The organism is Adlercreutzia sp. St.1H8, assembly GCF_059728655.1.
On sequence record NZ_AP039376.1, the window covers coordinates 1929582 to 1955132 of the forward strand.

Annotated in this window: 15 protein-coding genes; 3 read left to right on the forward strand and 12 right to left on the reverse strand. The window is 72.0% G+C overall.

The genetic code is table 11. The annotated features are described in order from the left end of the window. Positions 1-6: 6 nt before the first annotated feature. Positions 7-339, reverse strand: coding sequence for an oxidoreductase (locus AC6I0Y_RS07610; protein WP_497730667.1), 333 nt, complete (start codon positions 337-339; stop codon positions 7-9). An 18-nt stretch (positions 340-357) separates the two neighbouring features. After that, entirely contained in the window at positions 358-2682 is a 2325-nt protein-coding gene (locus AC6I0Y_RS07615; RefSeq protein ID WP_497730669.1) for a molybdopterin-dependent oxidoreductase, read from the reverse strand. A gap of 348 nt (positions 2683-3030) precedes the next feature. Here AC6I0Y_RS07615 and AC6I0Y_RS07620 point away from each other — a divergent pair, with 348 nt between their 5' ends. Continuing rightward, on the forward strand, positions 3031-4017 hold the full coding sequence (locus AC6I0Y_RS07620; RefSeq protein ID WP_497730672.1) for a LysR family transcriptional regulator: 987 nt from the start codon (positions 3031-3033) through the stop codon (positions 4015-4017). Between the two features lie 314 nt (positions 4018-4331). Here the strand turns inward: AC6I0Y_RS07620 and AC6I0Y_RS07625 are convergent, their stop codons facing one another. Then, entirely contained in the window at positions 4332-4529 is a 198-nt protein-coding gene (locus AC6I0Y_RS07625) for a hypothetical protein (RefSeq protein ID WP_497730675.1), read from the reverse strand. Positions 4530-5236: 707 nt separating this feature from the next. Here AC6I0Y_RS07625 and AC6I0Y_RS07630 point away from each other — a divergent pair. Continuing rightward, positions 5237-6280: an AraC family transcriptional regulator gene (locus AC6I0Y_RS07630; RefSeq protein WP_497730678.1), complete on the forward strand. Its 1044-nt coding sequence runs from the start codon at positions 5237-5239 to the stop codon at positions 6278-6280. Then, on the forward strand, positions 6277-7314 hold the full coding sequence (locus tag AC6I0Y_RS07635; protein ID WP_497730680.1) for a DMT family transporter: 1038 nt from the start codon (positions 6277-6279) through the stop codon (positions 7312-7314). The genes AC6I0Y_RS07630 and AC6I0Y_RS07635 overlap by 4 nt, the downstream gene beginning before the upstream one ends. Before the next feature lie 1220 nt (positions 7315-8534). On the opposite strand, the gene AC6I0Y_RS07640 is transcribed toward AC6I0Y_RS07635, so the two are convergent. The 9 genes from AC6I0Y_RS07640 to AC6I0Y_RS07680 form a co-directional block, all read right to left on the reverse strand. After that, positions 8535-9248 carry an ABC-2 transporter permease gene (locus AC6I0Y_RS07640; protein ID WP_497730683.1) on the reverse strand — a complete coding sequence of 238 codons (714 nt, stop codon included), beginning with the start codon at positions 9246-9248 and terminating at the stop codon, positions 8535-8537. Beyond that, complete coding sequence (locus AC6I0Y_RS07645; RefSeq protein ID WP_160710206.1) at positions 9245-10144, reverse strand: ABC transporter ATP-binding protein; 900 nt, start codon at positions 10142-10144, stop codon at positions 9245-9247. Before AC6I0Y_RS07645 ends, AC6I0Y_RS07640 begins: the two co-directional genes overlap by 4 nt. A 53-nt stretch (positions 10145-10197) precedes the next feature. Continuing rightward, positions 10198-10572, reverse strand: coding sequence for a GntR family transcriptional regulator (locus AC6I0Y_RS07650; RefSeq protein ID WP_160710205.1), 375 nt, complete (start codon positions 10570-10572; stop codon positions 10198-10200). 583 nt (positions 10573-11155) lie between these two features. Further along, a complete protein-coding gene (locus AC6I0Y_RS07655; protein WP_497730687.1) occupies positions 11156-14182 on the reverse strand; it encodes an ABC transporter permease in 3027 nt (1008 codons plus the stop codon). 8 nt (positions 14183-14190) lie between these two features. After that, positions 14191-14874, reverse strand: coding sequence for an ABC transporter ATP-binding protein (locus tag AC6I0Y_RS07660; RefSeq protein ID WP_497730690.1), 684 nt, complete (start codon positions 14872-14874; stop codon positions 14191-14193). Positions 14875-15075: 201 nt separating this feature from the next. Continuing rightward, on the reverse strand, positions 15076-16113 hold the full coding sequence (locus tag AC6I0Y_RS07665) for a sensor histidine kinase (protein WP_497730693.1): 1038 nt from the start codon (positions 16111-16113) through the stop codon (positions 15076-15078). A gap of 1 nt (position 16114) precedes the next feature. Then, entirely contained in the window at positions 16115-16786 is a 672-nt protein-coding gene (locus AC6I0Y_RS07670; RefSeq protein ID WP_497730695.1) for a response regulator transcription factor, read from the reverse strand. A 528-nt stretch (positions 16787-17314) separates the two neighbouring features. Beyond that, complete coding sequence (locus AC6I0Y_RS07675; RefSeq protein WP_497730698.1) at positions 17315-21211, reverse strand: UvrD-helicase domain-containing protein; 3897 nt, start codon at positions 21209-21211, stop codon at positions 17315-17317. Beyond that, complete coding sequence (locus tag AC6I0Y_RS07680; protein ID WP_497730700.1) at positions 21212-24664, reverse strand: PD-(D/E)XK nuclease family protein; 3453 nt, start codon at positions 24662-24664, stop codon at positions 21212-21214. Between the last annotated feature and the right edge of the window lie 887 nt (positions 24665-25551).

The window sequence follows — 25551 nt, forward strand, 5'->3', positions numbered from 1 at the left end:
CCTTTCCTACTGCTCGCACGGGGTGAACAGCACCATGTGCGACGACGTCATCTGACGGGCCAGATCCTCCACCGGACCGTAGTACATGCACAGGCCCTGGCAGTGGTGCACGCAGGTGGGCAGGCGCCCCTCCCCCACGCGCTCGGCGCACAGGTCGCAGCGGTCGGTAGGCGTGGGGATGTAGTTGTACTCCCACGAGCCGTCCGGCAGCTGGTCGGGGCCCTGCTGGGTCAGCTTGATGCCCCACTCGCCCTCCGCGAAGCCGTGCTCCACCTTGCACGCCATCTCGCAGGAGTGGCAGCCGGTGCAGAAGTTGTAGTCGATGAGCAGTCCGTTCATGCCTTCTGCCTCCCTTCTCTATTTCTCGACGATCTCGAACTGGTTGCGGCCCACGTTCTCGGGCATGTCGCCCTTGGGCTCGGTGCCGTCGGTCACCTTGTAGACCTTGCACATCTGCGTCTTGTAGGACGACCCGTAGCCGGCGGTGGCCATGTCGTTCTGGACGGTGAGGCAGTTGATGTTGGAGTCGAAGGCGCCGAACAGGCCGTCGGCCAGCTTGCCGGAGCGCTCCGGGAACCACCAGCCGTGCTCGGCCATGATGGTGCCCTTGAGCTGGCCGGGGGTCACCACGGCCTTCTGCTTGATCTTGCCGAACTGGTTCTCCAGGTACACCCAGTCGCCGTCCTTGATGCCGAGCTCGGCGGCGTCAACGTCGTTGATCTCGCACAGCGGCCAGGGGTGGAACTCGCGCATGGACTTGAGCTGACGGTGCTCGCTGTGGAAGAACTCCCAGCTGCGGCGGCCGGTGGTCAGCACGAACGGGAACTCCTTGGCCTCCTCGGGCTGCGAGATGGGGCTGCACGTGGGCTCCTTGAAGTGCGGCAGCGGGTCGATGCCGGCGGAGTCGTACATGGTGCAGTACAGCTCGATGCGACCCGTGGTGGTGTTGAAGCCGGGCTGGTGGTCGAAGCGCATGTCGCCCGTCTCGTACTTGCGGTACTTGAACTTGGGGTACACGAGCGTCTTCTCCTGCAGCTCCTCCCAGGTGATGTCGAAGGGCATCGAGGAGAGGTTCTTCATCACGTACTCGTTCATCTCGGGCACGGAGTCCCAGAAGAACATGTCGGGGTTGAGGATCTGCCCCAGCTCGAGCATGATCTGCTCGTCGCCGCGGGCGTCGCCGGCCTGGAGGATCTTGTTGATGGCGCGCAGAGGGGTGAACCAGGCGCGGATGCCCCAGCGCTCGCAGCCCATGGCGATGGGCAGCACGATGTCGGCGCAGCCGGCGGCCGTGGGGGTCATGAACAGGTCGCACACCACCACGAAGGGCACCTTCTGCCAGGCCTCGTAGACGCGCTTGGACTCGCCGGCCATGTTGATGAAGCTGTTGGTGGAGCAGAGGAAGCCCATCTTGATGGGATAGGGCTCGCCGGTCTCCATGGCCAGCAGGATGTCGTCGCCCATGGAGTGGGGGCCGAAGCCCACGGTGCGCAGGGCGTACTTGCCGTCGCCCAGGCGCCCCTCGCGGACCTGCTTGCCCATGCCCTTGCAGATGTTCTCGCGGATGTCAGACTGCACGTGGCCGTACTTGACGTTCACGAAGCCGCCGGGCACGTCGATGGAGCCGGTGAGCACCTCGACGGCGGCCACGGCCAGCGACGCGCCCACGGCCCACTTGGTCTGGTCGAGCGGCAGGCCCCACTGCAGGGCCACGGTGCCGGCGGCGCCCAGGTAGCGGGCGGCCTCGACGATCTTGGCGGCCGGGACCCAGGAGATCTTCTCGACGACCTCGGGGGTGTAGAGCGCGGCGCGCTCGGCAAGCGCCTCCATGCCGTAGACCCACTTGTCGCAGAAGTCCTTGTCGTAGAGCTCCTCCTGGATCATGATGTTGCAGATGCCGAGCGCCACGGCGGCGTCGGTGCCGGGACGCAGCTGCAGGAAGATGTCGGCGTGGGCGGCCATCCAGGTGACGCGGGTGTCCACGACGAAGAGCTTGGAGCCGTGCTGCATGCAGTCGACGATCCAGTGGCCGAAGAAGCCGTCGGCGTTGGAGACGACCGGGTTGCAGGCCCAGTTGAGAATGACGTCGGGACGGCGGTACTCCGGGTCGTCGAAGCGCTCGGCGGAGAGCTGCGCGCAGTCAGCGATGAAGTCGGAGCCGAAGATGGCGTTCATGGCCTGGAGGCGCGGCGTGTAGCAGCAGTCGCCCGAGAGCATGCCCGCGGTGTCGTTAGGCGTCTTGAAGCCGGCGAAGGCCAGCGAGGAGGTCTGCCAGGTGGCGTTGCGGCCGGTGCCGATGCCGGTGACGATGGACTTAGGACCGTACTCCTCGGTCACCTCGCGGGCCTTCTCCGCGATGATGGCGTAGGCCTCGTCCATGGTGATCTCTTCCCAGCGGTTCTCGCCGCGCTCGCCCACGCGGCGCAGCGGGTGCAGGATGCGGTCGGGGTGGTTGACGGCCTCCACCATGGCCAGGCAGCGCATGCACAGGCGGCCGTCGTTGACGGGGCTGCGCGGGTCGCCCTCGATCTTCACCAGCTTGTTGTCCTTGGTGTAGAACAAGACGTTGCAGCCTTGGTGGCAGCCGGGGCCCGACCACTGGCAGCTGCGGGTGACGGTGACGTCGCCCTCCTGCCACTGCCACTCCTCGCGATAGAGATCAGGGTTCATTCCTTGTCTCATCCAAACGCTCCTCTCTCCTTAAGCTCCTAAGGCCGCATCACCCGTGCGCTCGGCGGCGGGGCGACCCGGCGATCGGCCGGGAGGGCGGCGGCGCAAAGGGCGCGCCTCGCACCTCTCCCAGCCCTCTTCCTCGGCACTATAGGAAACGGGCGGGGCATGAACCAAAGTCAGATCACACGGCCGTGATCAGCCCAAACGGCATAGCCTTCACGGTGTTTCGGCATAGTTGGAAGCCGTGTCCATTCCGAGTCGGCATAGGTGCCATTCGGATGTTCGGCGCCTCGGGACGCCAGGTATTCCCGATGCTAGAATGGAATGACGCACCGGCCGGAGAGAGGGGATCGCTGGATGAAGATAGAGTCGCTGTACGAGTACATCGTCCTGACGCACTACCTGAACTTCACCACCGCGGCCGCCAACCTCCACACCTCCCAGCCCAACCTGAGCAAGCACATCCTCGAGCTTGAGCAGGAGCTGGGAGTTGACCTGCTCAAGCGCGGCAAGCGCCTGGAGCTGACGCCGGCCGGCACGGCCTTCCTGGAGGACGCCATCCAGGTCCACCACGCCTACAAGGACGCCCTGCGCCGAGCCCGGGAGATCGCCTCCCACGACATCGTCGAGCTGGTGGTGCAGGAGCCCTACGTCATGGACGCCATGAGCGAGATCCTCTTCAAGTCGGTCATGCGCTTCAAGCGCGAGAACCCCTACGTCCTCACGAAGTACTACCAGGAGAAGGGCAAGAAGTCAGTGGAGCTGCTCGAGCAGGGCAAGATCGACATCGCACTCACCGTGGACTGCAACAGCATCGAGTGGATCGAGCAGGTGAGCGAGAAGAAGGACCTCATCTTCTTCCCCGTCATCCAGGAGCGCCTGCACGTGTGGATGGGGGACCACCACCCCCTGACGCGCAAGGAGTCCATCATGCTGGACGACCTGCTCCACGTGCCCATCAACATGACGGCCACCCGCAGCTTCGACCCCATGCGCTACGCGGTGCTCGACCTGTTCCTCAAGACGCTCGGCACCAAGCCCACGCTGCAGACCTACTCAAGCGACTCGCTCAACGAGTTCTTCATGAACACCCAGGACCGCAACGCCGTGTTCCTCGTGTCGGAGGCCGTGGCCAACTCGCAGCTGCTGCAGATGCACCGCGACATGACGAGCCGCCCCATCGACGACGAGCGCGCCTGCATCACGTCGTACCTGCTGTTCCGCAGCGACTACGAGAAGCTGGCCATCGACCGGTTCCTCGAGACGGTGGAGAAGGTGGTGGCCGGCAACGTGGAGCGCTCCGCCACGGCCCGCTACCTGAGCGACATCGCCGTGGGGCTGTAGCGCCGGGGCGCGGGGCGCGAGCGTGGGGCGCGCGCGGACGCGTGGGGCGCGCAGGAGCGTGGGAGCGTGAGGCGCGCGGACGCGCACGGCGGGGCGCGTTTTTTGGCCATTTTCTTCGAAATTCCGAGCTTCCCGACTCCCCCAGGCCGCCTTGCCAGCGCCTCAGGGCGCGTTTGCCCAGGTCGCGCCGATGCGGATCAGCGCGCTGGCGCGCCAGCGGGGCGGATTGCCTCGGAATTTCGAAGCAGATGGCCATTTTCCGCCAGATCCGCTGCAAGAGGCCGGCGCGCAGCTCCGCCTGGGAGGAGGATCCGCTAGGGACGGACCGCCGAGGAGGAGGGCTTTGGCGTCGTGGCGAGCGCCGATGCGCCGGGCGGCAGGGGAAGCGTCCAGCCGCAGGCGGCACAGCGCGGGTGCTCGGGGGTGAGCTCCGTCTTGCAGCGCGGGCAGCGCACCGTGGCCGGCGGCAGGGACGAGCCGCACTTTCCGCAGTTCACGCAGGGATAGCACATGACAGCCCCTTCCTCTCGCCTCGCCCGACGCCCCCCCATGGTAGGCCGCCGGCCCTAGATGGGCCAAATCACAATCCGCACGCACCCCCATGCCCAGAGGGAATAGCCGCGATGCGCAGGCGACGCAGGGCGCAGTGCGGGAGGACAGGGCGCGTGGACGACGCGTGGCGCGGAATAGGGCGACGCAGGGCGCGGCGGGCGGCGAGCGGAGCACGGGGGTCACGGCGCGCGGAATCGAGCCGTTCCCCCTCACGGCTCCGACTGGGGCATGCATCATCTTTCCCCAGGTCAACGCTGTACGAGAGCCGATGCAAAGCAGGCTTGCCTCCGGTCGGCGGGCGCCGGCCGCCCGCGCGCCCGGCTCACCCCGCCCCGCCGGCCTAGACGTAGGCCTCGTCACCGCCGAGAAACGCGGTGACCAGCATGAGGAACAAGGCGGCGCTATCGGTAAGCGACCGGGTGATGGCGTTCATCTTGTCCATGGCATCCTCCTTTTCCGCGAGCCGCCCAGGCGGCCCTCTTTTCATGCTCCCCACTCTACGCCGCGCCCCTTGCACCCCCGTTGCGCGCGCCTTTCACTTCCGTCACCTTCGCGATGACGCGCCGTCCCCCACGCCGGCCGAGGCGCCGCGCGCAATATCATTCAAGACGCCGCCGGGCGAAGGCGTAGCATAAGACGCTCGAACCAGCGGAGGAGGGATAGCGCCATGACCAGAGAGACCGAGCCCGGATGCGCCGGGGGCGCGTCGGGGACGAACGGGCGCGCGGCGCGCTGCGGCGCGCTCGACGGAGAGCTGCGGCGCTACCAGGCCTTCTCGCGGCCCTTCTCCCCGCACGTCCACGACGCCTACGTCATCGGCGCCGTGCGGGCGGGGCGGCGGGCGCTCACCTGCAACGGAGAGGACCTCGCGCTGCGCGCCGGGGACCTGCTCGTCCTCAACCCCGGCGATGTCCACGGCTGCGCCCAGGAGGGCGCCGAGCCGCTCGCCTACGACAGCATGGCCCTAGGCCGCGGCCTGGTCGAGGAGCTCACGGGCGCGCGCGACGTGCGGCTGCGCGGCCCGGTGCTGCGCGACGAGGGGCTGGGGCGGCTCGCCGACGAGGCGCTCGACGCGCTGGAGACGGGTGACGAGGCCCTGGCGGAGGAGACGCTCTGCCTGCTGCTCGGCGCGCTGCGCGAGGAGGCGGACGACCTCGGCGCACCACGGAGCGCCGAGGGGCGGCCGGCCGGCGGCGACCCCCAGGACCAGCCGCGTGCCGCCGCCTCGGCGGGCTCGTCGCCAGAGCCGTCCCCCCACGCGCCCGCCGGCTGCCCCGACGGCCTCGACAGGGCGGCTGCCTACCTGCGCCGCCATCTGGGGGACGCCGTGCGGCTGGAGGACCTGGCCGCCCGCGCCGGGATGTCGCGCTACCAGCTCGTGCGCGCGTGGCGCCGCCGTTTCGGGCTGACCCCCATGCAGGCCCTCGCCTCGCAGCGCGTCGAGCACGCCCGCGCGCTGCTCGCCGCCGGCGCCACGCCAGCCGAGGCCGCCCAGGCCTGCGGCTTCAGCGACCAGGCGCACCTCACCCGCGCCTTCCGCGACCGCCTGGGCCTCACGCCGGCCGCCTACCGCCGCGCCGTCCGGGAGGAGGGGGCGGCGGGTTCCTCGGCGCCCGAGGGGCCGGCGGGGAACGAGGCTGCGGCGGGCGCGTCCCTCGGCAGCGAACCGGCGCGCCGCCAGCCGCGCACGCCGCGGGAGGACGCCCGATGAAGGCGCACCTGCTGGCGCTCGCCACCATCTTCGTCTGGGGGACTACCTTCGTCTCGACCAAGGTGCTCCTGGCCGACCTGGCGCCCCAGTGGATCCTGCTCATCCGCTTCGCCCTGGGCCTGGTCGCCCTCTGCGCGCTGCGGCCCCGCGTGCTGCACGTGGCCAGCCGCCGGGACGAGGGGCTGTTCGCCTTGGCCGGCCTCACCGGCGTGGCCGCCTACTACCTGCTGGAGAACATGGCGCTCACCTTCGCCAGCGCCACCGCCGTGGGCGTCATCGTGACCACATCTCCGCTGATCACCGCGCTCATCGCAGCCGCTCGCGGACAGCGCGAGACGCTTTCGCCGCGCTTCCTGGCAGGGTTCGCCCTGGCCATGGCGGGCGTCCTGCTCGTGAGCCTGGCGGGTTCGGCGAGCGAGGGCGCGGTGGCCGGGGCCGAGGCCGGTGCGGGGGCGGCAGACGCCGGGCCCGTCACCTCCTTCGCCGATGCGCCCGGCGCGCTCTGGACGCGCGGCACCACGGCACCGGGCGCCGCGGCGGCAGCGCTCGACGCAGGGGCGCTCGTCGGCTGCGCGCTGGCGCTGGCGGCGGCCGCGGTGTGGGCGGCGTACTCCCTGCTCGTGGCGCGCCTGGCCGCCGGCGGCTACGAGACCATCGCCGCCACCAAGCGCACCTTCGCCTGGGGCCTGCTGCTCATGACGCCGGCGGTGCTCCTAGGCGGCGACGCGCCCCAGCCCGCGTCGCTCGTGGAGCCCGTGAACGCGGCGAACCTGCTCTTCCTGGGTCTCATCGCCTCCGCTGCCTGCTTCGTCACCTGGGGATACGCCGTCAAGCACCTGGGCGCGGTGGTCACGAGCACCTACATCTACCTGGTGCCGGCCGTTACCGCCGCCTGCGCCGCCGTCGTTCTCGGCGAGCCCCTCTCGCCGGCCGTGCTGGCCGGAATGGCGCTCACCGTCGCCGGGCTGCTGCTCTCCCGCGACCGCCGAAGCCGACCGCCGCACGGAAAATGCCGAGAAAGTGGCCAAAAATGACGACCTGACGACAGAATCGGCTTCTAATAAGGTCCCTTCCTCATAGTTGCGGGCTCCTGCTGCCGAGAGAGCCTTTCGTGACCAGGGCTTTCTTCAAGCGCTTCGCTCCCCTCGTTCCCACCGTCGTCGTCAGGTCGTCATTTTTGGCCACTTTGGCTCCCGGTTTCGCACGCCTGCGACGCGAGGCCGTCGCGGCGGCCCTTCGGCCGACCGCCACGCCCCGCGGATGAGCAGCCCGCGCAACCGGCAGATCGGCGACGACTCCGCGGGATGCGTCGGCGCTCGGCCCGTGGGCAGGGGCGGCGCGGCCGCAAGGCACGCGCAGGCGACGGCGAGCGCGGCATCAGCCTGCAGCGCGGCCGAGCACCGAGGTCGCAGAGGGGAAGACGCCGAACGCGGGGCCGGCCAGAGATGACGCGCCCGTGATCATCAGGTCGAGCGCGTTGATGCGCACGAGGCGCCGCTCGGGCACCCGCTGCGGCACGAGACGCCGAGAGAGCCGGAGCGGGGAAGGCCTGCGCAGACGAGCGCGGCCAGAAGCGCGATGAGGCCGGCGAGCATCTGGCGCCCTGCCGCGACCTCGGGGTTGTCGCCCGCGTTCCCGGGATCCCGCCGCATCCGACGCACGTCCTTCGAAGCACGCGACTACGGCGCGGGATTCTCGTTCCTCGCGCGCCTATCCGAGCCGACGGACACGCCGCGACTCCACGTGAAGGCTGGCGACGCCCACCTTCGCTGGCCGCGGGGCCCTTCAGCCCTCCCCGCCCTCGCAGAGGCGCTCAGCAGGGAAACCCCGAAGAGGAGGAAAGCGGCCTGCTTGACGCCCGCGGCGCCGAGCACGCGCCCCTACACCGGCACAGCTTTTCCGAGGCCTTCTACTTGAAAGCCGAGGCGCTCGTCCGCGCCCGCGCTTGAAGCGGCCGACCGCGAGGGCGCGTTGTTTCACGTGAAACATCCGTTACCGCGAAAGACGGCGCGCCAGGACGGCCGGCGCCGCGGATGCCATGCGCCGGCCGGCCATCGTGCGCGTCACGCGCCAAAACACGCAGCCAGCGGGGGCTGCGCCCTCCTGAACCGCGCCCGGGCGCCGCGCCCGCTACGGCCTTCGCCGCTCGCCGCGCCCGCCGTTCGGGCCCCGCGTCCACCGCCTGGCGCGCGGCGGCCCCCGACGTCCGCCGCGCCCCGCGCGCCAGGCAGGGGCCCTCGTCGCGTTCGGCGCGCTACAGCTCGCGGCGCTCGTAGAGCCGCGCGGCCACGCAGGCGCTCGCTCCGCAGAGCACGAGCGACGCTGCCACGGAAAGCCCGCAGGTCACGGCCAGGTTCGACCCCTGGGCGAGCCAGGCCTCCAGGCCCTCCAGCGCCCCCGCGCCCAGGCCTCCGTCCCCCACCAGGTAGATGGCGAAGGCCATGATCAGCACCACGGCCACCGGGACCAGGCGCGTCCCCTTCGTCACGCCGTAGCGCAGGACCAGCGGCAGCGCCAACGAGCAGGCCACCAGCATGATCACCACGGGCATGACCGCAGCGCCGAAGATGACCGGGACGAAGTCCCCCTGGGGCAGCAGCCCCTCCGGCACGACGACGCCCAGCGAACCGGCCAGCGCCCCGGCTGCCAGGGCCAAGAGCACGCCGAACGCGAAGCTCACCGCAAGCGACGCGGCGATCACCACGAGCAGGCTCGCATAGCGCCCGAACACCACCTGGCGCCGCGTCATCGGCAGCGTCAGGCGGAACAGCTCCCAGTTATGGGTCTCGTCGTAGGCGCTCACCGTGAAGAAGTACATGAACGGCACCATGACGGCCACCGCGGCGGCTCCGGCCACGATGCTCTGGGTGGCGAAGGAGATGAACACGTACACCAGCAGGCAGATGCCCGCCATCTGCGCAAGCGCGCTGCGCATGGTGACCAAATCGGAGATTACGAGGGTCTTCATCGGGCCTCTCCCTTCAGCATGAGCGTCATATAGTCTTCGATGGAGGCCTTGTCCACCGGCACCTGGGGGAAGGCGCGGGCGAAGGCGAAGCGGTCGGGAACGAGCACGTCCACGCCGTAGTCGTGGCGCAGGACGCGCGCCGCGCCCGGCGCGAGCGCCCCGGAGCCCAGCACCTCCTCCAGCTCGCCCGCGCGGCAGCGGGCCACGCCGGCCTCGTCGCAGATGACGTCCTTGGGCAGCGAGAACACGGGATGGCCCGCGTCGATGCACACCACCTCGTCGGCGATCTTCTCCAGGTCGGAGGTGATATGGGTGGACATGAGGATGCCGCGGTCGCCCGAGGCCATGAAGCCGCGCAGAATGTCGAGCACCTCGTCACGGGCCAGGGGATCGAGGCCCGCCGTGGCCTCGTCGAGCACGAGCAGCTCCGGGTCATGGGCCAGGGCGAAGGCCAGGGTGAGCTTCATGCCCATGCCGCGGGAGAGCTCCTTCACCGTCTTCTTGGGCGCCAGGCCGAAGGCCTCGCACAGCTCCTCGAAGCGACGGCGGCTCCACGTGGGGTAGGCCGCCCGCCCGATAGCCCCCACGTCCGCCACGCGGCAGGTGGCAGGAAAGGCGCAGGTGTCGAAGACCACGCCGATGCGCGCCTTCACGGCGTCGAGCACCTGGGCGCGGGCGCGGGCCCCGGGGCCCGCCACCGGCTCGCCCAGAAGCTCGATGACGCCGCCATCGGGGACGATGAGCCCCAGGATGGCCTTGAGCGTGGTGGTCTTACCGGCTCCGTTGGAGCCCACGAAGCCCACCACGGATCCCGGCTCCACGGCCAGGCTCACGTCCTGGAGCGCGAAGTCGCCGTAGCGCTTCTCCAGGTCGTCCACTCTTATCAGATAGTCCATGCGTGTCTCGCTTTCTTGCCTTATCCTGCGGCGGCGTGCGGGGCCGGGCCCGCTCAGCCTTCCTCTGCCATGAGGTCGAGCATGGCGTGCAGCTCCTCCGGCGCGATGCCGGCCGATGCGGCCTCGGCCACGGCCTGGGACAGGAGCGACTCCACGCGGCGCAGGCGCTCCTCGCGCAGCAGCTCCAGATTGCCGCCGGCCACGAACGAGCCCTTGCCCTGCACGGTGTCGATGAAGCCCGCCTCCTCCAGCTCGGCGTAGGCGCGCTTCGTCGTGATGACGCTGATGCGCAGGTCGTTGGCCAGGGCGCGGATGGAGGGCAGGGACTCGCCCTCCCCCAGCTCGCCCGCGAGGATGGCGCCCTTGATCTGGGACGCTATCTGCGCGTAGATGGGCTCGCCGCTGGCGTTCGATACGATGATGTCCAAGGTGCCTCCTCCCGGTCGGCGCCGACGCGGCGCGCGCCCGTTCGGTCGGATCCCCCGCGCTCGGCGTCCCGGACGACGGAGAATCGTGAATAGTGTATATACCCTATATACACATCATATATACACCTATGCACAGTGTCAAGAAAAAAGTCGGGTGTTTCACGTGAAACACCCGCCAGGAAGAAACCCGGAGATCCGAGAGGGGCCCGCCGCCAAGAGGAAGGGGCGCGCAAGGCGCCAGCAAAGGACGCGGGACGCGGGCGGCCGGGGGGGCGCCGGGCGCGGGCCGCCGGGCGCAGTCGCCGACCGGGGGGCCACCGGACGCGGGCCGCCGGGCGCAGTCGCCAAGCGCGGGCGGGCCGGGGGGAGCCAGGCGCGGGCGGCCAGTCGCGGGGCGTCGGCCGGGGGGGGACGCCGGCCGGGGGCCACCAGGCGCGGGCGGCCAGGCGCCCCGCAAGACGCCCGCCCTCCCCCAGCGCCGACGCAACCCAGAATCCCACGCGCAAGAGAGGGCCGACGCTTCCCGCGAAACGTCGGCCCCGTCAGCTTCCACGTCCCCGCCTATCGCCGCGCGTCCCTGTCCTTATGCGTTGTCCATGCGCAGGGCCTCCACCACGCTGTCAGCCTTGCAGCGGCGCATGCCGTAGGCCACGGAGACGCCGATGGCAACGGCGGTCATGGCGAAGGCGAGCGCCACGTAGCCCCAGGGCAACACGAAGGCCAGGCCGCTGATCGACAGGGATACCGCCCGGTACAGCAGGAAGGACACGCCCACCGAGACCAGGATCCCCGGCACGAGGCCGCGCAGGCACCAGGCGACGCACTCGTCCATGATCATGGCGCGGAACTGGCGGTTGGACAGTCCCGTCGAGCGCATCACGGCGAACTCGCGGCGGCGCAGGATGAGCCCGTTGGTCACCGTGTTGAACACGTTGGCCAGCGCGATGAGCGCAAGTATCACCGAGAACAGCAGGCAGAACACGTTGACCACGAGCGCGAGCATCTGGTTGCTGGTGGCGGAGCTGGCGTAGTCGCTCATGCCCAGCCAAGAGGTCTCGTAGGGCGTCTCGTCGTGGAAGAAGGCGCCGGCGCGATCCACGAGCTCCTGGGCCACCACGGGCGACTGGCCCTCAGGCGCGTTGAAGTAGGCAGAGAAGGTGGGGGCGAAGATGCCGTATCCGCGGCTCTGCGCGAGTGACATCGGCACGATGAGCTGCAGCTGCTCGCCCGTTCTCCCCGCCACCGGCGGCGCCTCGTCGATGAGGGCGGCCACCTCGAGCGGCTCGAGCGCCATCTCCACCTGACTCGAGGCGAGCTCCTCCTCGCTCACGTCCTCGCGGCCGTCGTCGCGCAGGAAGAAGGGATCGAGCCTCACGAGGTTCTCGTCTCCCCCGCGTCCAGACCCGACGGGCGCGATGGAGAAGCCGTCCACGGGCACGCCGCGCAAGGCACCGCCCGCCAGCACCTCGACGGTGCCGGTGGAGCGGAGCACGTCCATCAGCTGGTAGACCGTGCCGTCGTTGCCATAGCCCTTCGCCACGCCGATGGCGCGCGGATGGTCCGCGTCGTGGTAGTCCGCCGCGTCGAGCCCGTGCTCGGCGGCGAGGCGGTCGAAGGACGCGTCGTCGAGGTAGGTGATGAGCGCGTTGGCCGCATAGCGTCCGTCGGCCAGCTGGCCGCCGACGCCCCCGTTGGCGGGAACGCGATACGCCTTGCCGGCCATGGCATCGGGGAGGATGATCGACGCGTAGCCGCCAAGCCGCCAGCCCACCGGCTCGGCGTCCGGCGTGGCGCAGAGCACCTCCCATGCCCGGCTGAACACGGCAGCCTGGTCGATGAACCGCTCGTCGGAGAGGCGCACGGCCTCCGCTGCGGTCATCGGCTCGGCAAAAGCCGCAGCCGCAGCGCCCTCCTCCCCGGCGCCTGCGGAGCCCGCGTCCCCGGCGCCCTCTCCGCCGTCCTCGCCGTCGAACACCCGCAGCGACGTCATCACGGCTATGTCCGCAGGGGCCTCGCCCCCGCCGGCCACGTCGGCGAGCGTGCCCAGGAACGCGGAGAGCGACCCGGCCGTCATCAGCAGCACGATGGCCAGCGCGAGCGAGACCGACGCCGCGCGCCCGCGGCTCGCGCCGCGCTTGCCGTTGAGGCGCGCCAGCTGGCCGCCCATCCCGAACACGCGCCCGGCCAGGCCACGGCCCGCCCACAGGCGGCTCGGCACCACGGCGCGCGCCGCCCGCGCCGCGCCGCGCTTGGACGCGCGATCGACCTGCGCGCCCCGCAGCGCGTCCACCACGTTCACGCGACTCGCGCGGACAGCAGGCACCGCCGCCGATACCAGCACCGTGACCAGGGTGAACAGGGCGGATGCCACGAGCGCCCAAGGCGCCACCTTCACCGGGAAGCCCACCTCAGCCGCGCCGAACACCTGCGCGATCATCGGCCCGATCAGCGCGAACGTCACCATGCAGCCGGTAATGCCCACAACGAGCCCGAGCGGAATGCCGGCCAAGGCCACGCCCCCCGCCTCCAGAAGCACCGCGCGGCGCAGCTGGCGCTTCGACGCGCCGATGGACGCCAGCAGCCCGAACTGCCGCATGCGCTCGGCCACCGAGATGGCGAAGGCGTTGTAGATGAGCGACACGCACGCCACGGCGATGACCACGGCCAGCACGGCTGCGATGGCGAAGAACGTCTCCCAGACGGCGCCATCCGAGCGCACGCCCATGTAGCGCAGCATCGCCAGGTGCAGCGACACATCTGCCTCGGGAAACACCGCCTTCGCGCGCTCCTCCACCTCCTTGGTGCTGTCTACGTCGGGAAGGGTGACGTACGCGCTCGCCACACCGTCGCCCGCAAGGCCGCCGACGAAGCCCGTCATGCCCGCGCCATTGGAGCTGACGTAGGTAGAGCGGTCGTAGAAGCCCGTCACCGTGAAGGTGCGCTCCTCGACATTCACGAGCTCCTCTTCGAACGAGCCGTCTCCCATGTCGCCCAAGTAGCCGTGGGACGAGTCAAGCTTCGTGCCGTCCACGATCACCGTCTCGTCCACGCTCGAGAAGTCGGAGGAGGACACGGATACCGAGAAGCTCTCGATGGAAGCCGCGTCCCTCCCCGGCTTGACCCGCGCGATGCGCTCGCCCACGGGCAGCGTGATGGTATCGCCCACCTCCAGGCCGCCGGTGTCGTGCCACGTCCCGGACAGCAGGATCTCGTCGGGCGCCTCGGGCAGGCGCCCCTCGCTCGGCCGCACGGCGCAGAGCTTCCCGACATCGCCGGCGAACCCCTTCAGCACGAGGTAGCTGCCGTGGATGTCGCGCTGCTTCTCCGTCAGCTGGCCGAAGCCGAGATCCTGGAGCACCGCGGCCTCCGCGAGCTCGCCCGACGCCAGGCCCTCCGCCAGCTCGGCCTCAAGCTGCGCCGGATCATCGGAGCTGGCCTCCGCCATCCAGGTGCCCGAGAGGTGACCCTCGGCCTCGTAGAGCATCGACTGGAGCGAGGTGTAGGTGGTGAGCACCGCAGTCAGGAGCGCCGCCGCCAAGGCGACGCCCGCCACGGTCACGAGCGTGCGCACGCGATTGGCGCGCAGGGACCGCAAGGTGAAGCGGGTCATGGCGCCGCTCATCGCCGGATCCTCTCGTCACGCACGATGCGCCCGTCCTCGATGGCGATGATGCGGTCGGCGGCAAGGGCGATCTCCTCGTCATGGGTGATGACGACGAGCGTCTGGCCCAGCCCGCGGTTGGACTCGCGCAGAAGCGCCATGATATCGCGGGAGTTGCGCGTGTCGAGGTTGCCCGTGGGCTCATCGGCCAGCACCACGGCCGGCGCGTTCATGAGCGCGCGCCCGATGGCCACACGTTGCTGCTGGCCGCCGGAGAGCTGGCTGGGCAGGTGCCCCTCGCGTCCGCGCAGCCCCAGCTTGTCGAGCAGCCCGTAGAGCCGCCCCTCGTTCACCGGCCGCCCGTCGAGGGCCACCGGCAGCGTCATGTTCTCTACCACGTTGAGCACCGGAACGAGGTTGTAGAACTGGTAGACGAGCCCCACCTCGCGCCGGCGGAACACCGCCAGCTCCTCGTCAGAGCGCGCGTACACGTCGACGCCGTTCAGCAGCACCTGGCCCGACGTGGGACGGTCCACGCCGCCCATGAGGTGCAGAAGCGTCGACTTGCCCGATCCCGACGATCCCACGATGGCGACGAACTCGCCCTCCGCGACGGAGAACGTCACGTCGTCGAGGGCCCGCGTGGCCGCCGTCCCCTCCCCGTAGACCTTCGTCAGGTGGCTGACGGTCAGGATGTCCATGGCATCCGCCTTTCCTTCTTGGCTTGCAGTCTGGGAACGAGTATGGCCGAGCGGCCTTTCCCGCCCGTGACCAGCGCATTACGGAATCGTAATGCAAGCCGCGAGGCGGTGCCCCCCCCCGCGCCCGGCGCGGCCGGCGCAGCCGCGCCCCAGCCCTCGGGGTGCAGGGGCGTGCGAGCGGGACGACTGGGAAACCGCGCGCTACACCACGAGCTTCGGGAAGCTGACGGTGAAGCGCGCGCCGCCCTGCTCGCCGTTGGCGGCGCGCAGGGTGCCGCCCTGGGCCGACACGAGCGCCTGGGCGAGCGCGAGCCCGATGCCGAAGCCGCCGGGCGCGCGCAGAGCGGCCTCCTCGGCTGTCTCGCCAGCGCCCTGGCCGCGGCCGCGGTAGAAGCGCTCGAACAGGTGCGGCAGATCCTCCGGCGCGATGCCCGGGCCCGTGTCGCTCACCACGATGGACGTGGCCAGCGCGTCCTCACGCACGCGCACGCTCACCGTACCGCCCGCCGGCGTGTGCTCCATGCAGTTCTTCACGATGTTCTCGATCGCCTCGGCCGTCCAACGGGCGTCCCCCTCGAAGACCGCGCTCTCGTCCACGTCCATCACCAGGGCCACGTCGTGAAGGTCGGCGGTCATGGCCAGGGGCTCCACGGCCCGCCGCGCCACGGAGGCGACGGTCACCGTCCGCATGTTCAGCGGCATGGCCCCGGCATCCACCTTCGCTATCTTGAGCAGCGTGGTCACGAGCCACGCCACCCGGTCGAGCAGGGCCTCCAGCTCGCAGACGGCCCGCTTGCGACGCACCGGGTCGTCTGCGGCCTCGATGCCGGGCAGCATGAGCCCCACGGCCGTGAGCGGGGTGCGTATCTGGTGCGACACGTCCGCGAGCGCATCGGCGAGCGCCGACTTCTCGTGCGCGAGCTGCTCGCCGGCGCGCGCCAGGCGCGCCACCATCTTCCCCAGCTCATTGGTGAGGATGGCCACGTCCCCCTCGCGGCAGGAGCTGAAGCCGACGCTGCGGCCGCCGTGGAGCACCTCGTCGATCTCCGCCGTGAGCCGGCGGATCTGACGGTGACGCGCCCAGGACACCCCCAGGAAGAACGCGAGCGCCACCGCTCCGGCCGCCGCGCACCACGCGCCCGCGCCTGCGCCGGACGCATGGTGCGCCCCGGCCGCCATGAGCGCCATCAACGCGACGAGGGCCGCTCCCTGGCGAAACAGGGTGGTCGTCGATCCCACGCTACTCCCCCACCTTGTAGCCCAGCCCGCGCACCGTCACCACGATGGACGGCTCGGCCGGATCGTCCTCGACCTTCTCGCGCAAGCGGCGGATGTAGACGTTGATGGAGTTGTCGGACACGTACTCGCCGGCGCTGTCCCAGATGGCGTCGCGCAGGTTCTCACGCGTGATGAGCCGTCCCTTGTTCTGGAGCAGGTAGAGCAGCAGCTTGTACTCGAGCGCCGAGAGGAACACCTCGCGCCCGCCCTTCGTCACCGTAGCCGACGCCGCGTCCAGGCGCACGTCGCCAGCGGCAAGCACGCTGCTCGCCTCGCCGGAGGTGCGCAGCGCCACGCGGATGCGCGAGAGCAGCTCCCGGGCGCGGAAGGGCTTGGCGATATAGTCGACGGCACCCATGTCGAGCCCCGCCACGGTGGAGAACTCGTCGTCGGAGGCGGTCAGGAAGATGACCGGCATGGAGGGATGCGCCTCCCGCGCGGCGGCGCACACGGCGAACCCGTTGCCCTGGGCCAGCGTCACGTCCAGGAGCGCCAGGTCGAACGTGGTCTCGGCCAGCGCCGCCACCGCCTCGTCCTGGCGGCCGACCGCGCGCACGCGGTAACCCTCGCCCTCCAGCAGGCCGGCGAGCGCCGAGACGATCATCGGGTCGTCCTCCACCAGCAGCACGTCCATGGGAACCCCCCCTCACACGCAGGGCGCCCGCAGGCGCCCGAATAACCTGCGAGGATTATACCGCGCCTGCCGAACCAAGCCGCGCCGCCCGAGCGCGCATTACGAATGCGTAAGGCACGCTCGGGCGGGATGACAGAGGGTCACACCTAATGTCACCTCCGTCACCGGGTGACAAAGGGTCACACCTAATGTCATCCCCGTCACCGACCGACGCCCCCTGCCCCCCCGAAGAAGAGCGCGCAAATGCGAGGCACCGAAACGAGGGCATAGCCGGTGCGGCGGAGACGGCGCGAGAAGGCGAGACGAGGGGGGGGGCGGAGGCGAACGGGATGTTAGTGACATTAGGTGTGACCCAATGTCACTCCAATGTCACTCGACCCAATGTCACTCAAGCGAGGTAGAAGCCGACCTGGGGGAATGCCGCCAGCTCCCCTCGTCCAGGTACGGGCTATCGGGAACAAAAACCGAGCAAGTGACAGAGGGTCACACCTAATGTCATCGACCCAAGTAGAGTGACATGACCCTCTGTCACCCCGCGAGCCGGAGGAGGGCCTCCTCGAGGGCGGGGAGGTCGGCGACGGCATAGCGGTAGGACAGCTGCTGGGGCTCGACGGGGTCAGACGGATTGGCCTGTTCAACGCGGACGAAGACGAGCTCGACCGCCTCGTAGCCGACGGCGAGCGCCGCATAGGCATAGCACGCAGCCTGAAGCGCGTGCTTGGCACGCAGGTCAGCCGGCGCCTCATCGGGAGATCCGCCCGTCTTGTAGTCGACGATGAGCGCCTCGCCAGCCGGCGCGGCCCAGGGCCCGTCGGTGGCGACCAGATCCATCGCGCCCCAGAGCGCAGCGTCGCCAAGAGGCACGGAGAAGGGCAGCTCCGGCGCCATGTGCGCTCGGGCGCGGACGCGCTCGCGCAGGCTGCTCGCCAACCAGCGGTCGAGAGCCGCGGCCAAACGCGCCTCGTCGCCCACGCCGTAGGCGCGGGCCTGGGCGGCCACGGCCGCACGGGCCGCGTCGGCGCCGCGCAGGGCGTCCAGCTGAGCCAGCCGGTGGAAGGCGCTGCCGAGCGCCGTGGCCTTGTCCGCGTCGGCGCCCGGGCGCGCGGACTCCCCAATCGCGAGGACTCCAACCGTGTCGCCGCCCTCAGGCGCGCAAGCGCCCGGCGCCGGCGTCTCGCCGCCTACACCAAGCATCCGAGCAGCGCCGGCCACCTCCCCAGCCAGCCCGGCGCCGACACGCGCGGCACCCGGCGCCTCAGCGAGCGTGCTGTAGGAGGCCAGGCCGCCGTCGGTGCGCTCGCCGGCATGGCGCGGCAGGCACCGGCAGCCCGCCAACGCCGGATACGCTATCGCGACGGCCCCCTCGGCAGCCGCCCCCGCGCCAACCCAGCCCGCCGCGCATGCCAGGCCCCCAGCCGCTGCGCCGGCGCCGCCCGCGCGCGCATCCGGCGCATCACACGCCAGCAGGCCCGCGCCCGTCGCACGGCTCGCCGCACCCACGGAGGCGACCTCCGCCCCACCGTCCCCCGCATCCACAACGGCACCTATCGCGGGGGCCGCATCCACCAGGCCCGCCCCCGCGCCCGCCGGCCCCTCGCAACCCGCCGCATCGCCCGCGCCCTCGGCGCCTGCCGCACTCGCCGCGCCCGCCACATCCTCGGCGCCTGCCGCGCCCCCCGCGCCCGCCGCCTCCGCGGCCACGAGCGCATCGGCGTCCACGTACGCATAGGCCAGAGGCTCGCTGCCGCCGTAGGCGACCGCGCCGGCCTCGGTCGGGAACGGGCCGTCGCCGAAGAGGGCCGCGCGCAGGTCCTCCTGCACCGGCTCGAGCGCGTCGCCTTCCTTGCCGTGGCGCACGCGGCACGACACGAGCAGCGCCTCGCTCGCGCGCGTGGCCGCCACGTAGAAGAGACGGCGGCGCTCGAGCACGGCCTCCTCCTCAGCCGCCGCGGCCAGCGCCGCACGGTAGAACGCGGGGGAGGGCGCACCGGCCACCGGCTCCCAGGCCCCGGGCCGCGCAGCGGGGAACAGCGCCGCGCGCTCCTCGTCGAACAGGCCCTCGTAGGTCTGGGCCGCGGCCGCCTTCTTGCGCGGCGCGGCGCCCTCGGCCGGCTCGAGCGAGGCGGCCACGCGCCCGCCGGCCACGAGCATCCGCAGCCTCCCCTCCCGCTCGCCGGCGTCGTAGCAATCCGTCACCGCCACGAGCGGGAACTCGAGGCCCTTCGAGCTGTGGGCCGTCATGATGCGCACCGACCCGGCGGCGTCGCCCACGAGCGCGCCCATCTTCTCCTTCCCGGCCAGGCGCGCGTTGAACGCGCGGGCCACGCGGGCCATGCCCAGGCCGCCGCGCTCCTCGATCCCCTCGACGATGGCCGCGGCCTTGAGCAGGTTGGCCGCGCACGCCTCGCCGTCGGCCCCCTCGCCCGCCAGGCGGCTGAGCAGCCCGGAGTCGGCCAGCACCTGACGCAGCACGCGCGAGGGACGGCGCCGGCCCACGTCGCGCCAGGCGGCCTGCATCACCGCGCAGGCGAAGGCGAGCCGCGGCGAGGCGGCCTCGGGCGTGCGGGGAAACGCCTTGCGGCCGATGGAGCAGCGCCGGGGCAGGGCCGCGGGGTCATCCTGCTCCTCGGAGAACAGGGTGCCCAGCTCCATGAGGTCGTCGGCTGACAGGCGGAACAGCTCGCCGGAGAGCACGGCGAAGAGCGCCTCGGTGTCCTCCGGCTGGGCGAGCGCGCGCAGAAGGCACGCCACAAGCGCCGCCTCGGCCGTGCCGTAGAAGCCCGACCCGCCCATCATCACGCAGGAGAGCCCCTCGGCCCGCAGCGCGTCGGCGTAGACGGACGCGTGGCGCGTCGTCCCCATGAGCAGCACCATGTCGCTCGGGCGATGCCCTGCGTCGCGCAGGCTGGCGAACCAGCGCGCAATGCCGGCGGCCTCCACGGCCCGGGCGCCGTCGGCGTTGGCGCCCACGTGCCCGCGGGAGGACTGCGTGTAGCCCACGACCTGCAGGGCCAGGCGCGGACCGGCGCCGCGGAAGTGCCGCCCGCGCGCGACCACCGCCGCCTCGTCGCGCCCGGCCTCGAGATCGAGGAAGTCCTCCACGAAGAAGCCGGGACGCCCGCAGACGCACCGCACGAAGGCGAGCACATCGGCATGGCTGCGGAAGTTCCGGTCGAGCGAGAGGCACAGCGCCCCCACCTCCGACGAGGCCATGGCCTGCTTGTGCTCCAGGTAAACGCCCACATCAGCGCCTTGGAAGCGGTAGATCGACTGCTGCGAGTCGCCCACGGTGCACAAATTGGCGTCACCGGGGCGGCAGAGGCGCTCGATGAGGTCGATCTGGAGCTGGTTGGTGTCCTGGAACTCATCCACCATCACCAGCTGAAAGCGCTCGCGCAGCTCCGCGGCGATGGCAGGGTGGTCGCGCAGGGCCGCAAGCGCGCGCCGCAGCAAGTCGGCCATGTCGATGGCGCCCGCCCGGGCCTTGGCGGCCGCGTACTCGGCGTCCACCTGACGCGCGAGGTCCATGAGCTGGGCCGCCAGGCACCCGCCGAGCCCCAGGCTCGCCTCGAGCGCCGCCTTGTCGGCCACCTGGTGCAGGCGCTTCACGTCCTCGGCCGTCTTTCCGCGCGCGGCCGGCCGCTCGAGCCCGGCGAGCACCGCGATGAGACCGCGCCACCCCTCCGCGTCATCCGCGCCGGGGTCGGCCAGGTAGGCGGCGAGCGCCTCGCGGGCCGGCTCCACCGCCGCGGCTGCCTTCTCCGTGAGCGGCAGCGCCGCCACCTCCTCGTAGGCGCCGGCCAGCTCGCGGGCCACGGCCCCGGGCGTGCGCGCGCCCACAGGCCCCCACGTGAAGGCGTCGAGCCCCTCGGTGAGCGACTCCGCGCGCTCGAGCACCGCCGCGACGAGCGACTCCATCGTAACGGCCCGCTCACCGGCGGCCGGCGGGAAGGCGCGGCGCAGGTCAGCCCACGCATCAGCGCCCGCAGCCTCGGCGCGCTCGAGCACCGCGGCATAGGCGCGGCGGCGCATCTCGTCGGCCTCGCCCTCTTCTAGCTGGCGAAACGCCGGGTCCATCCCCAGCTCGAGGGCGTGGGCGCGCAGGATGCGCCCGGCCATGCCGTGAATGGTGGATATCCACGCGCCGTCCACCTTGAGCGCGTCGTCGAGCATGCCCTCCGCGCGCAGCACGGCGCGCACGCGGCTCTTGATCTCGGCGGCGGCCTTATCGGTGAAGGTGATGGCGAGCACGCGCTCGATGCCGTCCACCGCCGGCCCGCTCTCGGGCGAGAGCGCGTAGGCGATGCGCTGCTGCAGCGTGAAGGTCTTGCCCGACCCGGCGCCCGCGCACAGCAGGAGCGGGCCGTCCACGCGCTCGATGGAGGCGCGCTGGGCGGGCGTCAGGCTCATCGCGTCCAGATCCATCTAGAGCCTCCTCTCGCAGATGACGGCCGGACACCACCGGCACGCGTCCTTATCCGACGGGTTGGGGCGCACGTCCCCCGCGGCAAGCGCCGCGAGCCGCCGCGCCACCTCCTCCTCGGCCCGCGCGAGCAGCTCGGGAAACGAGCCCACCGCGCCGTAGGGCACGCGCGAGCGCGCGGGATCGAGCCCCGGCATCGCCGCCGCGTCGAGCGAGCGCGCGTCGAAGGCGCCGGCCACCGCCTGGCGCAGCGGGTTCACGTAGAGCGTCGCCACCACGCGCACGCCGAGCAGGCGCTCGACCACGCGTGCGTAGATGAGCGCCTGCATCTTGCGCGGCAGCGCGAAGGGCGCGCCCGACTCCTCCTCGCGCCCGTGCAGGTGGTAGGCCGGCCCGAGCGAGGTCTTGTAGTCGATGACCACGGCGCGACCCTCCCCGTCCACGTCGATGCGGTCCACCGTCCCCACGATCCAGTGCCCCGCGTAGGGCACGCCGCCGTCCTGGCCGTAGCTCCACTCCAGGTACGTCGGGACGAAGCCGGGAAGGAACGACGCCTCGGCCGCCACGTAGCGCGCAAGCTGCGGGCGCAGCGCCTCGCGCAGGTCGCGCTCGCGACGATCGGCCGGCACGTAGCGATGCCCCGGCCGATGCGTTGCCTGGGCCGCGCAGGCGGCATCGAACACCTCGTCGATCAGGGCGAGGGCGCGCTCGCGGCCCTCAGCCGTCACGCGCTCCATCCCCTCCTCGTGAAGCCGCAGGTAGAAGCTTTGGAGCACCTCATGGACGAAGGTGCCGCGCTCGAGCGAGCCAAACCCCTCGTCCGGCGCGTCCAGCGAGAGCCGGCGCTGCACGAACCAGCGGTAGGGGCAGTCGAGGTAGCTCTCGATGGCCGAGGGCGACAGGTCAAGGCCCTCGCGCGTGACGCTCTCGACGCCACGCGGCAGGGTGATGAAGGGCGCCATGGCCTCGCCGATGGCGCCGGTGCGCGGAAGGGGCGCCACGAGCCCCGCCGGCTGCTCGTCAGTGCCGCAGGCGCCGTAGACGAAGCGGTTCTCGGCCAACGTGCTCACCTGCGGCACGAGCGCCTCGGGGATGGCCAGGTCGCGATTCATGCCGACATCGGAGCGCACGTCGGCGCGGTAGCAGTCGACCGCCTCCTCGAAGAGCGTGGCCGGGTAGCGCGGCTCGGCGCCCACGCCGTTGAGCGCCCGCTCGAGCACCACGACCGCACGTGCCGCCTCGAGCGCGTCGCGGAAGCGGCGGCGCTGGGACGCGAGCGCATCGACCGGCGCCGCCGCGCCCAGCTTGGCCAGCAGCGTGGCCCGCGCGTCCTCCGCCGCCCGCACCGGCCGCTCGGCCGAGTTAAGCCCGCAGACGATGAGCCCGTACGCCGCGCCGGCGCCGAGGCGGCCCGCCCGCTCAAGCGTGGTGAACAGCACGACGGGAAGAGCGCCCGAAGGCCGGGCGGCGCCGGGCGGCGCCTCCGCGACAGCCGGATTCTCCTCGCCGACGACGCCCGCAAGGCGCGCCTCGGCTTCCGCGGCATTGGCTGTGGAGGGCGCGCCCTCTTCCCCGGCAGCGACCGCGGGGCACGCGCCCCGCTCGCTCGTCCCCGCGGCAACGGTCGAAAGCCTCCGCGCGAGGTCGGCCCCGCCTTCGCCGGACGTCGGCTGCTCGCCGGCGTCAGCCTCGCTCCCAACCGGATCGACGCGCAGCGAGACCGCGACGGCACGCGACCCCAGAAGCGCCATGAGCCGGCTGAACGAGAGCCCCGCCTCCTCGGCCGCGGGCGCCGCTGCCGCGACGGGCGCGAGGGCCGCGGCCGCAAGGGCGCGCTCGCCGTCGCTCCGGGCGCGCGCGGCGAGTGCCGCCGCCAACACGCCGACGCCCCGGGACAGGCGTCCGGCGCCCAGGTCCTCCACCGCCTCAGCCAGGACGTCGGCGTCCAGCTCGCCCAGGCCCACGCGCACGTCCGTGGCGCTCGTCAGGCGATCGCGCCGCCATGCACGGTCCGCGCGGAAGGCCGCGCCAGCCCACACGCCCGATGCCGCGCCAAGGGCCGCGTCGGCCGCGGCGTCGGCCGCGGGACGCCCCTCATCGGCCGCCAGCACGTCGGCCAGGGCCAGCAGCAGCCGCCCTGCGTCCGTGCGCGCGAGCGGCACAGACGCCTCGAGCGCCGCCGCCACCCCGCAGGCCGCCAGCTCATCGGCGTAGTCCGCGAAGAGCGCCTCGGGGTCGAGCGCCGCCACCGCGACGAGCGCGTCCGGCACCGCGGCCTCCCTCTGCCCGGCGCGCACGCCCGCGCCGGGCTGCGCGCCGTCAGCGGCCGCCCCCTGGGCCGCGCAGCACGGCGACTCCCCCTCGTCGCGCGCGACGCGCGGGTCGCTCGGCAGCGCGTCAACCGCGACGCATGGCTCCGCCGCGGCGGCCTCGCGCGCCAGCGCGAGCGCCGCGTCGGCGATGAGGCGCCCCTCGGCCGTGGCCCCGGTGGCAAACGCGCAGCGCACGGCCCCCGTCGGCGCCACGGGATGGGCCGGGTCGGGCCGGTAGAGCGCGTCGAGCAGGGCCGTCAGCTCCGGCGCGCGCGGCGCGCGGCGCGCAGACGCGCGCGCGTTCGCGACGACCCGCGCGCCCACGGCTCGCAGCAGCATCACCTGGGGGCGCGTCAGGTCGCCCTCCTCGAACCCCAGCGCCACCACGCGCTCCGCGAGCGCGCCCGAGCCGGCGACGCGCGGCGATGCCATGGCCGGGCGCCCGGCCGATGAGGCGGAGTCCGGCCGGCCCGCACCGTCCGAGACCGACCCGCAGCCGCCCTCCCGCGCATTCGCCGGCACGGCCGGCACGCCGCCCGCCGCAGATGCCGACGAGGCCCCCTCGCCCTCCGCCGCCGAGTCGCCGCACGCGGCGGCCAGCAGCACGCAGGCCTCGGACGGCTCCGCCAGGCCGCGCTCGACGAGCATGGCGGCGTAGCGCCCTGCCGCATCGAGCACCCGCAGCTCATCAGGCGCCAGATCGCCCCCGCGCCGCGCCTCGTCGACGAGCGCCGGCAGGTCTTCCGCCACGAGCGCGGCCAGCAGCGCCACGCGCCCCGGCGTCGCCTCGAGGCCGAGCGCCTCGTCCAGGGCCGCCGTCGCCAGGGCCAGGCGCTCGCCCGCGCCCACGAGCCGACGCCCGTCGCCGAGAAGCTCCCAGCGATCCGCCAGCCACCAGTCCCCCGGCAGCGCCTCCACGCCGAGCGCGCCGCCCGACGCGGCCAGCGACCGCCGCACCGACGCGGCCAGCTCCGCCGAGGCCGTCACCACGCAGGCGCGCCGTCCCGCTGCCGCAGCCTCGCGCACGAGCGCCAGCGCCGCGTCCAGGGCCGCGTCCGCGTTGTCCGCCACGAGCTCCGCATCCGCTCGCACGCCGTCCCGCTCCGCCGCGCTGCGGCCATCTTGTCGAGTATCCGCCACCATCGCCTCTTCCGCTGCCTCGTTTTCCGTCCTCGTCATTGTATCCAAACCCCGTCCCTCCTCCCGCGCGACAGCCGCCGCGAGCGGGGCCGTCTGCATGATCGCTCGGCGGTGCGGGGTTCCTCGCGCGACAACCGCCGCGAGCGGCCGCCGCACAGCCCCGCCTCGCGAAGACCGCCAGCCTACCACGCGCCCCGCCCAGCGAAGACCGCCTGAGCCACGCGGCCGAGCGGCCCTCCTCGTTCGGCCTCGCGCCGTTTCGCATCCAATCTCGCGAGCTATCTGAGGCTCGTCAGCCCCGAGAACTGAAATCCGAGGCGCCACCATGCGAGAACCCCGGCGTTTCCCCAGGTCGCGCATATCGAAGCCCGCAAGGAGGCCGACAGCCCGCGTCAGGCCCTCGGACAACTCGCGAGATTGGATGCGAAGGCACCGCAGACGCACCCCGCACGCACCGCCGACGCGGCGGCCGGACGCACCCCGCCACGAACGCCCGTCACCCCCTCTCGCCCTGGCCCGCCGGCCCCGTTCCGGCCCGCCACGCGCGCTTCGCCGAGAGCCGCCCACGCGCCCAAACGCCCGCCGCTTGCCCGCTGCCCCATCGAGGCGCCTTGGCGTTTTCGGCGGGCTCCGCAAATTCTGACGGTTTTGCACCCGTCCCTCCGCCGTCCAAGGCCCCGCGCACGCCGCCCTCCGTCGTTTGCCCTGGTCGGCATCGGGCCTCCCACGCCCGAGCGCCCCTCCCGCGTCTCCCGAGAGTGCAAAACCGTCAAAATCTGCAGCCGGGGCCGAAAAACCGGAGGATCGCCGCTCCAACCCCGCCCCTCACGACCGCCGCGGGCAACGAATCGCCGCCCAACACGCGTCTCGCCGCTGCACCCTGCAGGCGC

Excerpts from the sequence above, each read along its gene's own strand:
- AC6I0Y_RS07630 (WP_497730678.1), top strand. The coding sequence starts at position 5,237 with ATGACCAGAGAGACCGAGCCCGGATGCGCCGGGGGCGCGTCGGGGACG.
- AC6I0Y_RS07680 (WP_497730700.1), bottom strand. The coding sequence starts at position 24,664 with ATGGTGGCGGATACTCGACAAGATGGCCGCAGCGCGGCGGAGCGGGAC.
- AC6I0Y_RS07640 (WP_497730683.1), bottom strand. The coding sequence starts at position 9,248 with ATGAAGACCCTCGTAATCTCCGATTTGGTCACCATGCGCAGCGCGCTT.
- AC6I0Y_RS07625 (WP_497730675.1), bottom strand. The coding sequence starts at position 4,529 with ATGTGCTATCCCTGCGTGAACTGCGGAAAGTGCGGCTCGTCCCTGCCG.
- AC6I0Y_RS07610 (WP_497730667.1), bottom strand. The coding sequence starts at position 339 with ATGAACGGACTGCTCATCGACTACAACTTCTGCACCGGCTGCCACTCC.
- AC6I0Y_RS07655 (WP_497730687.1), bottom strand. The coding sequence starts at position 14,182 with ATGACCCGCTTCACCTTGCGGTCCCTGCGCGCCAATCGCGTGCGCACG.
- AC6I0Y_RS07645 (WP_160710206.1), bottom strand. The coding sequence starts at position 10,144 with ATGGACTATCTGATAAGAGTGGACGACCTGGAGAAGCGCTACGGCGAC.
- AC6I0Y_RS07620 (WP_497730672.1), top strand. The coding sequence starts at position 3,031 with ATGAAGATAGAGTCGCTGTACGAGTACATCGTCCTGACGCACTACCTG.
- AC6I0Y_RS07615 (WP_497730669.1), bottom strand. The coding sequence starts at position 2,682 with ATGAGACAAGGAATGAACCCTGATCTCTATCGCGAGGAGTGGCAGTGG.
- AC6I0Y_RS07635 (WP_497730680.1), top strand. The coding sequence starts at position 6,277 with ATGAAGGCGCACCTGCTGGCGCTCGCCACCATCTTCGTCTGGGGGACT.
- AC6I0Y_RS07670 (WP_497730695.1), bottom strand. The coding sequence starts at position 16,786 with ATGGACGTGCTGCTGGTGGAGGACGACCCGATGATCGTCTCGGCGCTC.
- AC6I0Y_RS07660 (WP_497730690.1), bottom strand. The coding sequence starts at position 14,874 with ATGGACATCCTGACCGTCAGCCACCTGACGAAGGTCTACGGGGAGGGG.
- AC6I0Y_RS07675 (WP_497730698.1), bottom strand. The coding sequence starts at position 21,211 with ATGGATCTGGACGCGATGAGCCTGACGCCCGCCCAGCGCGCCTCCATC.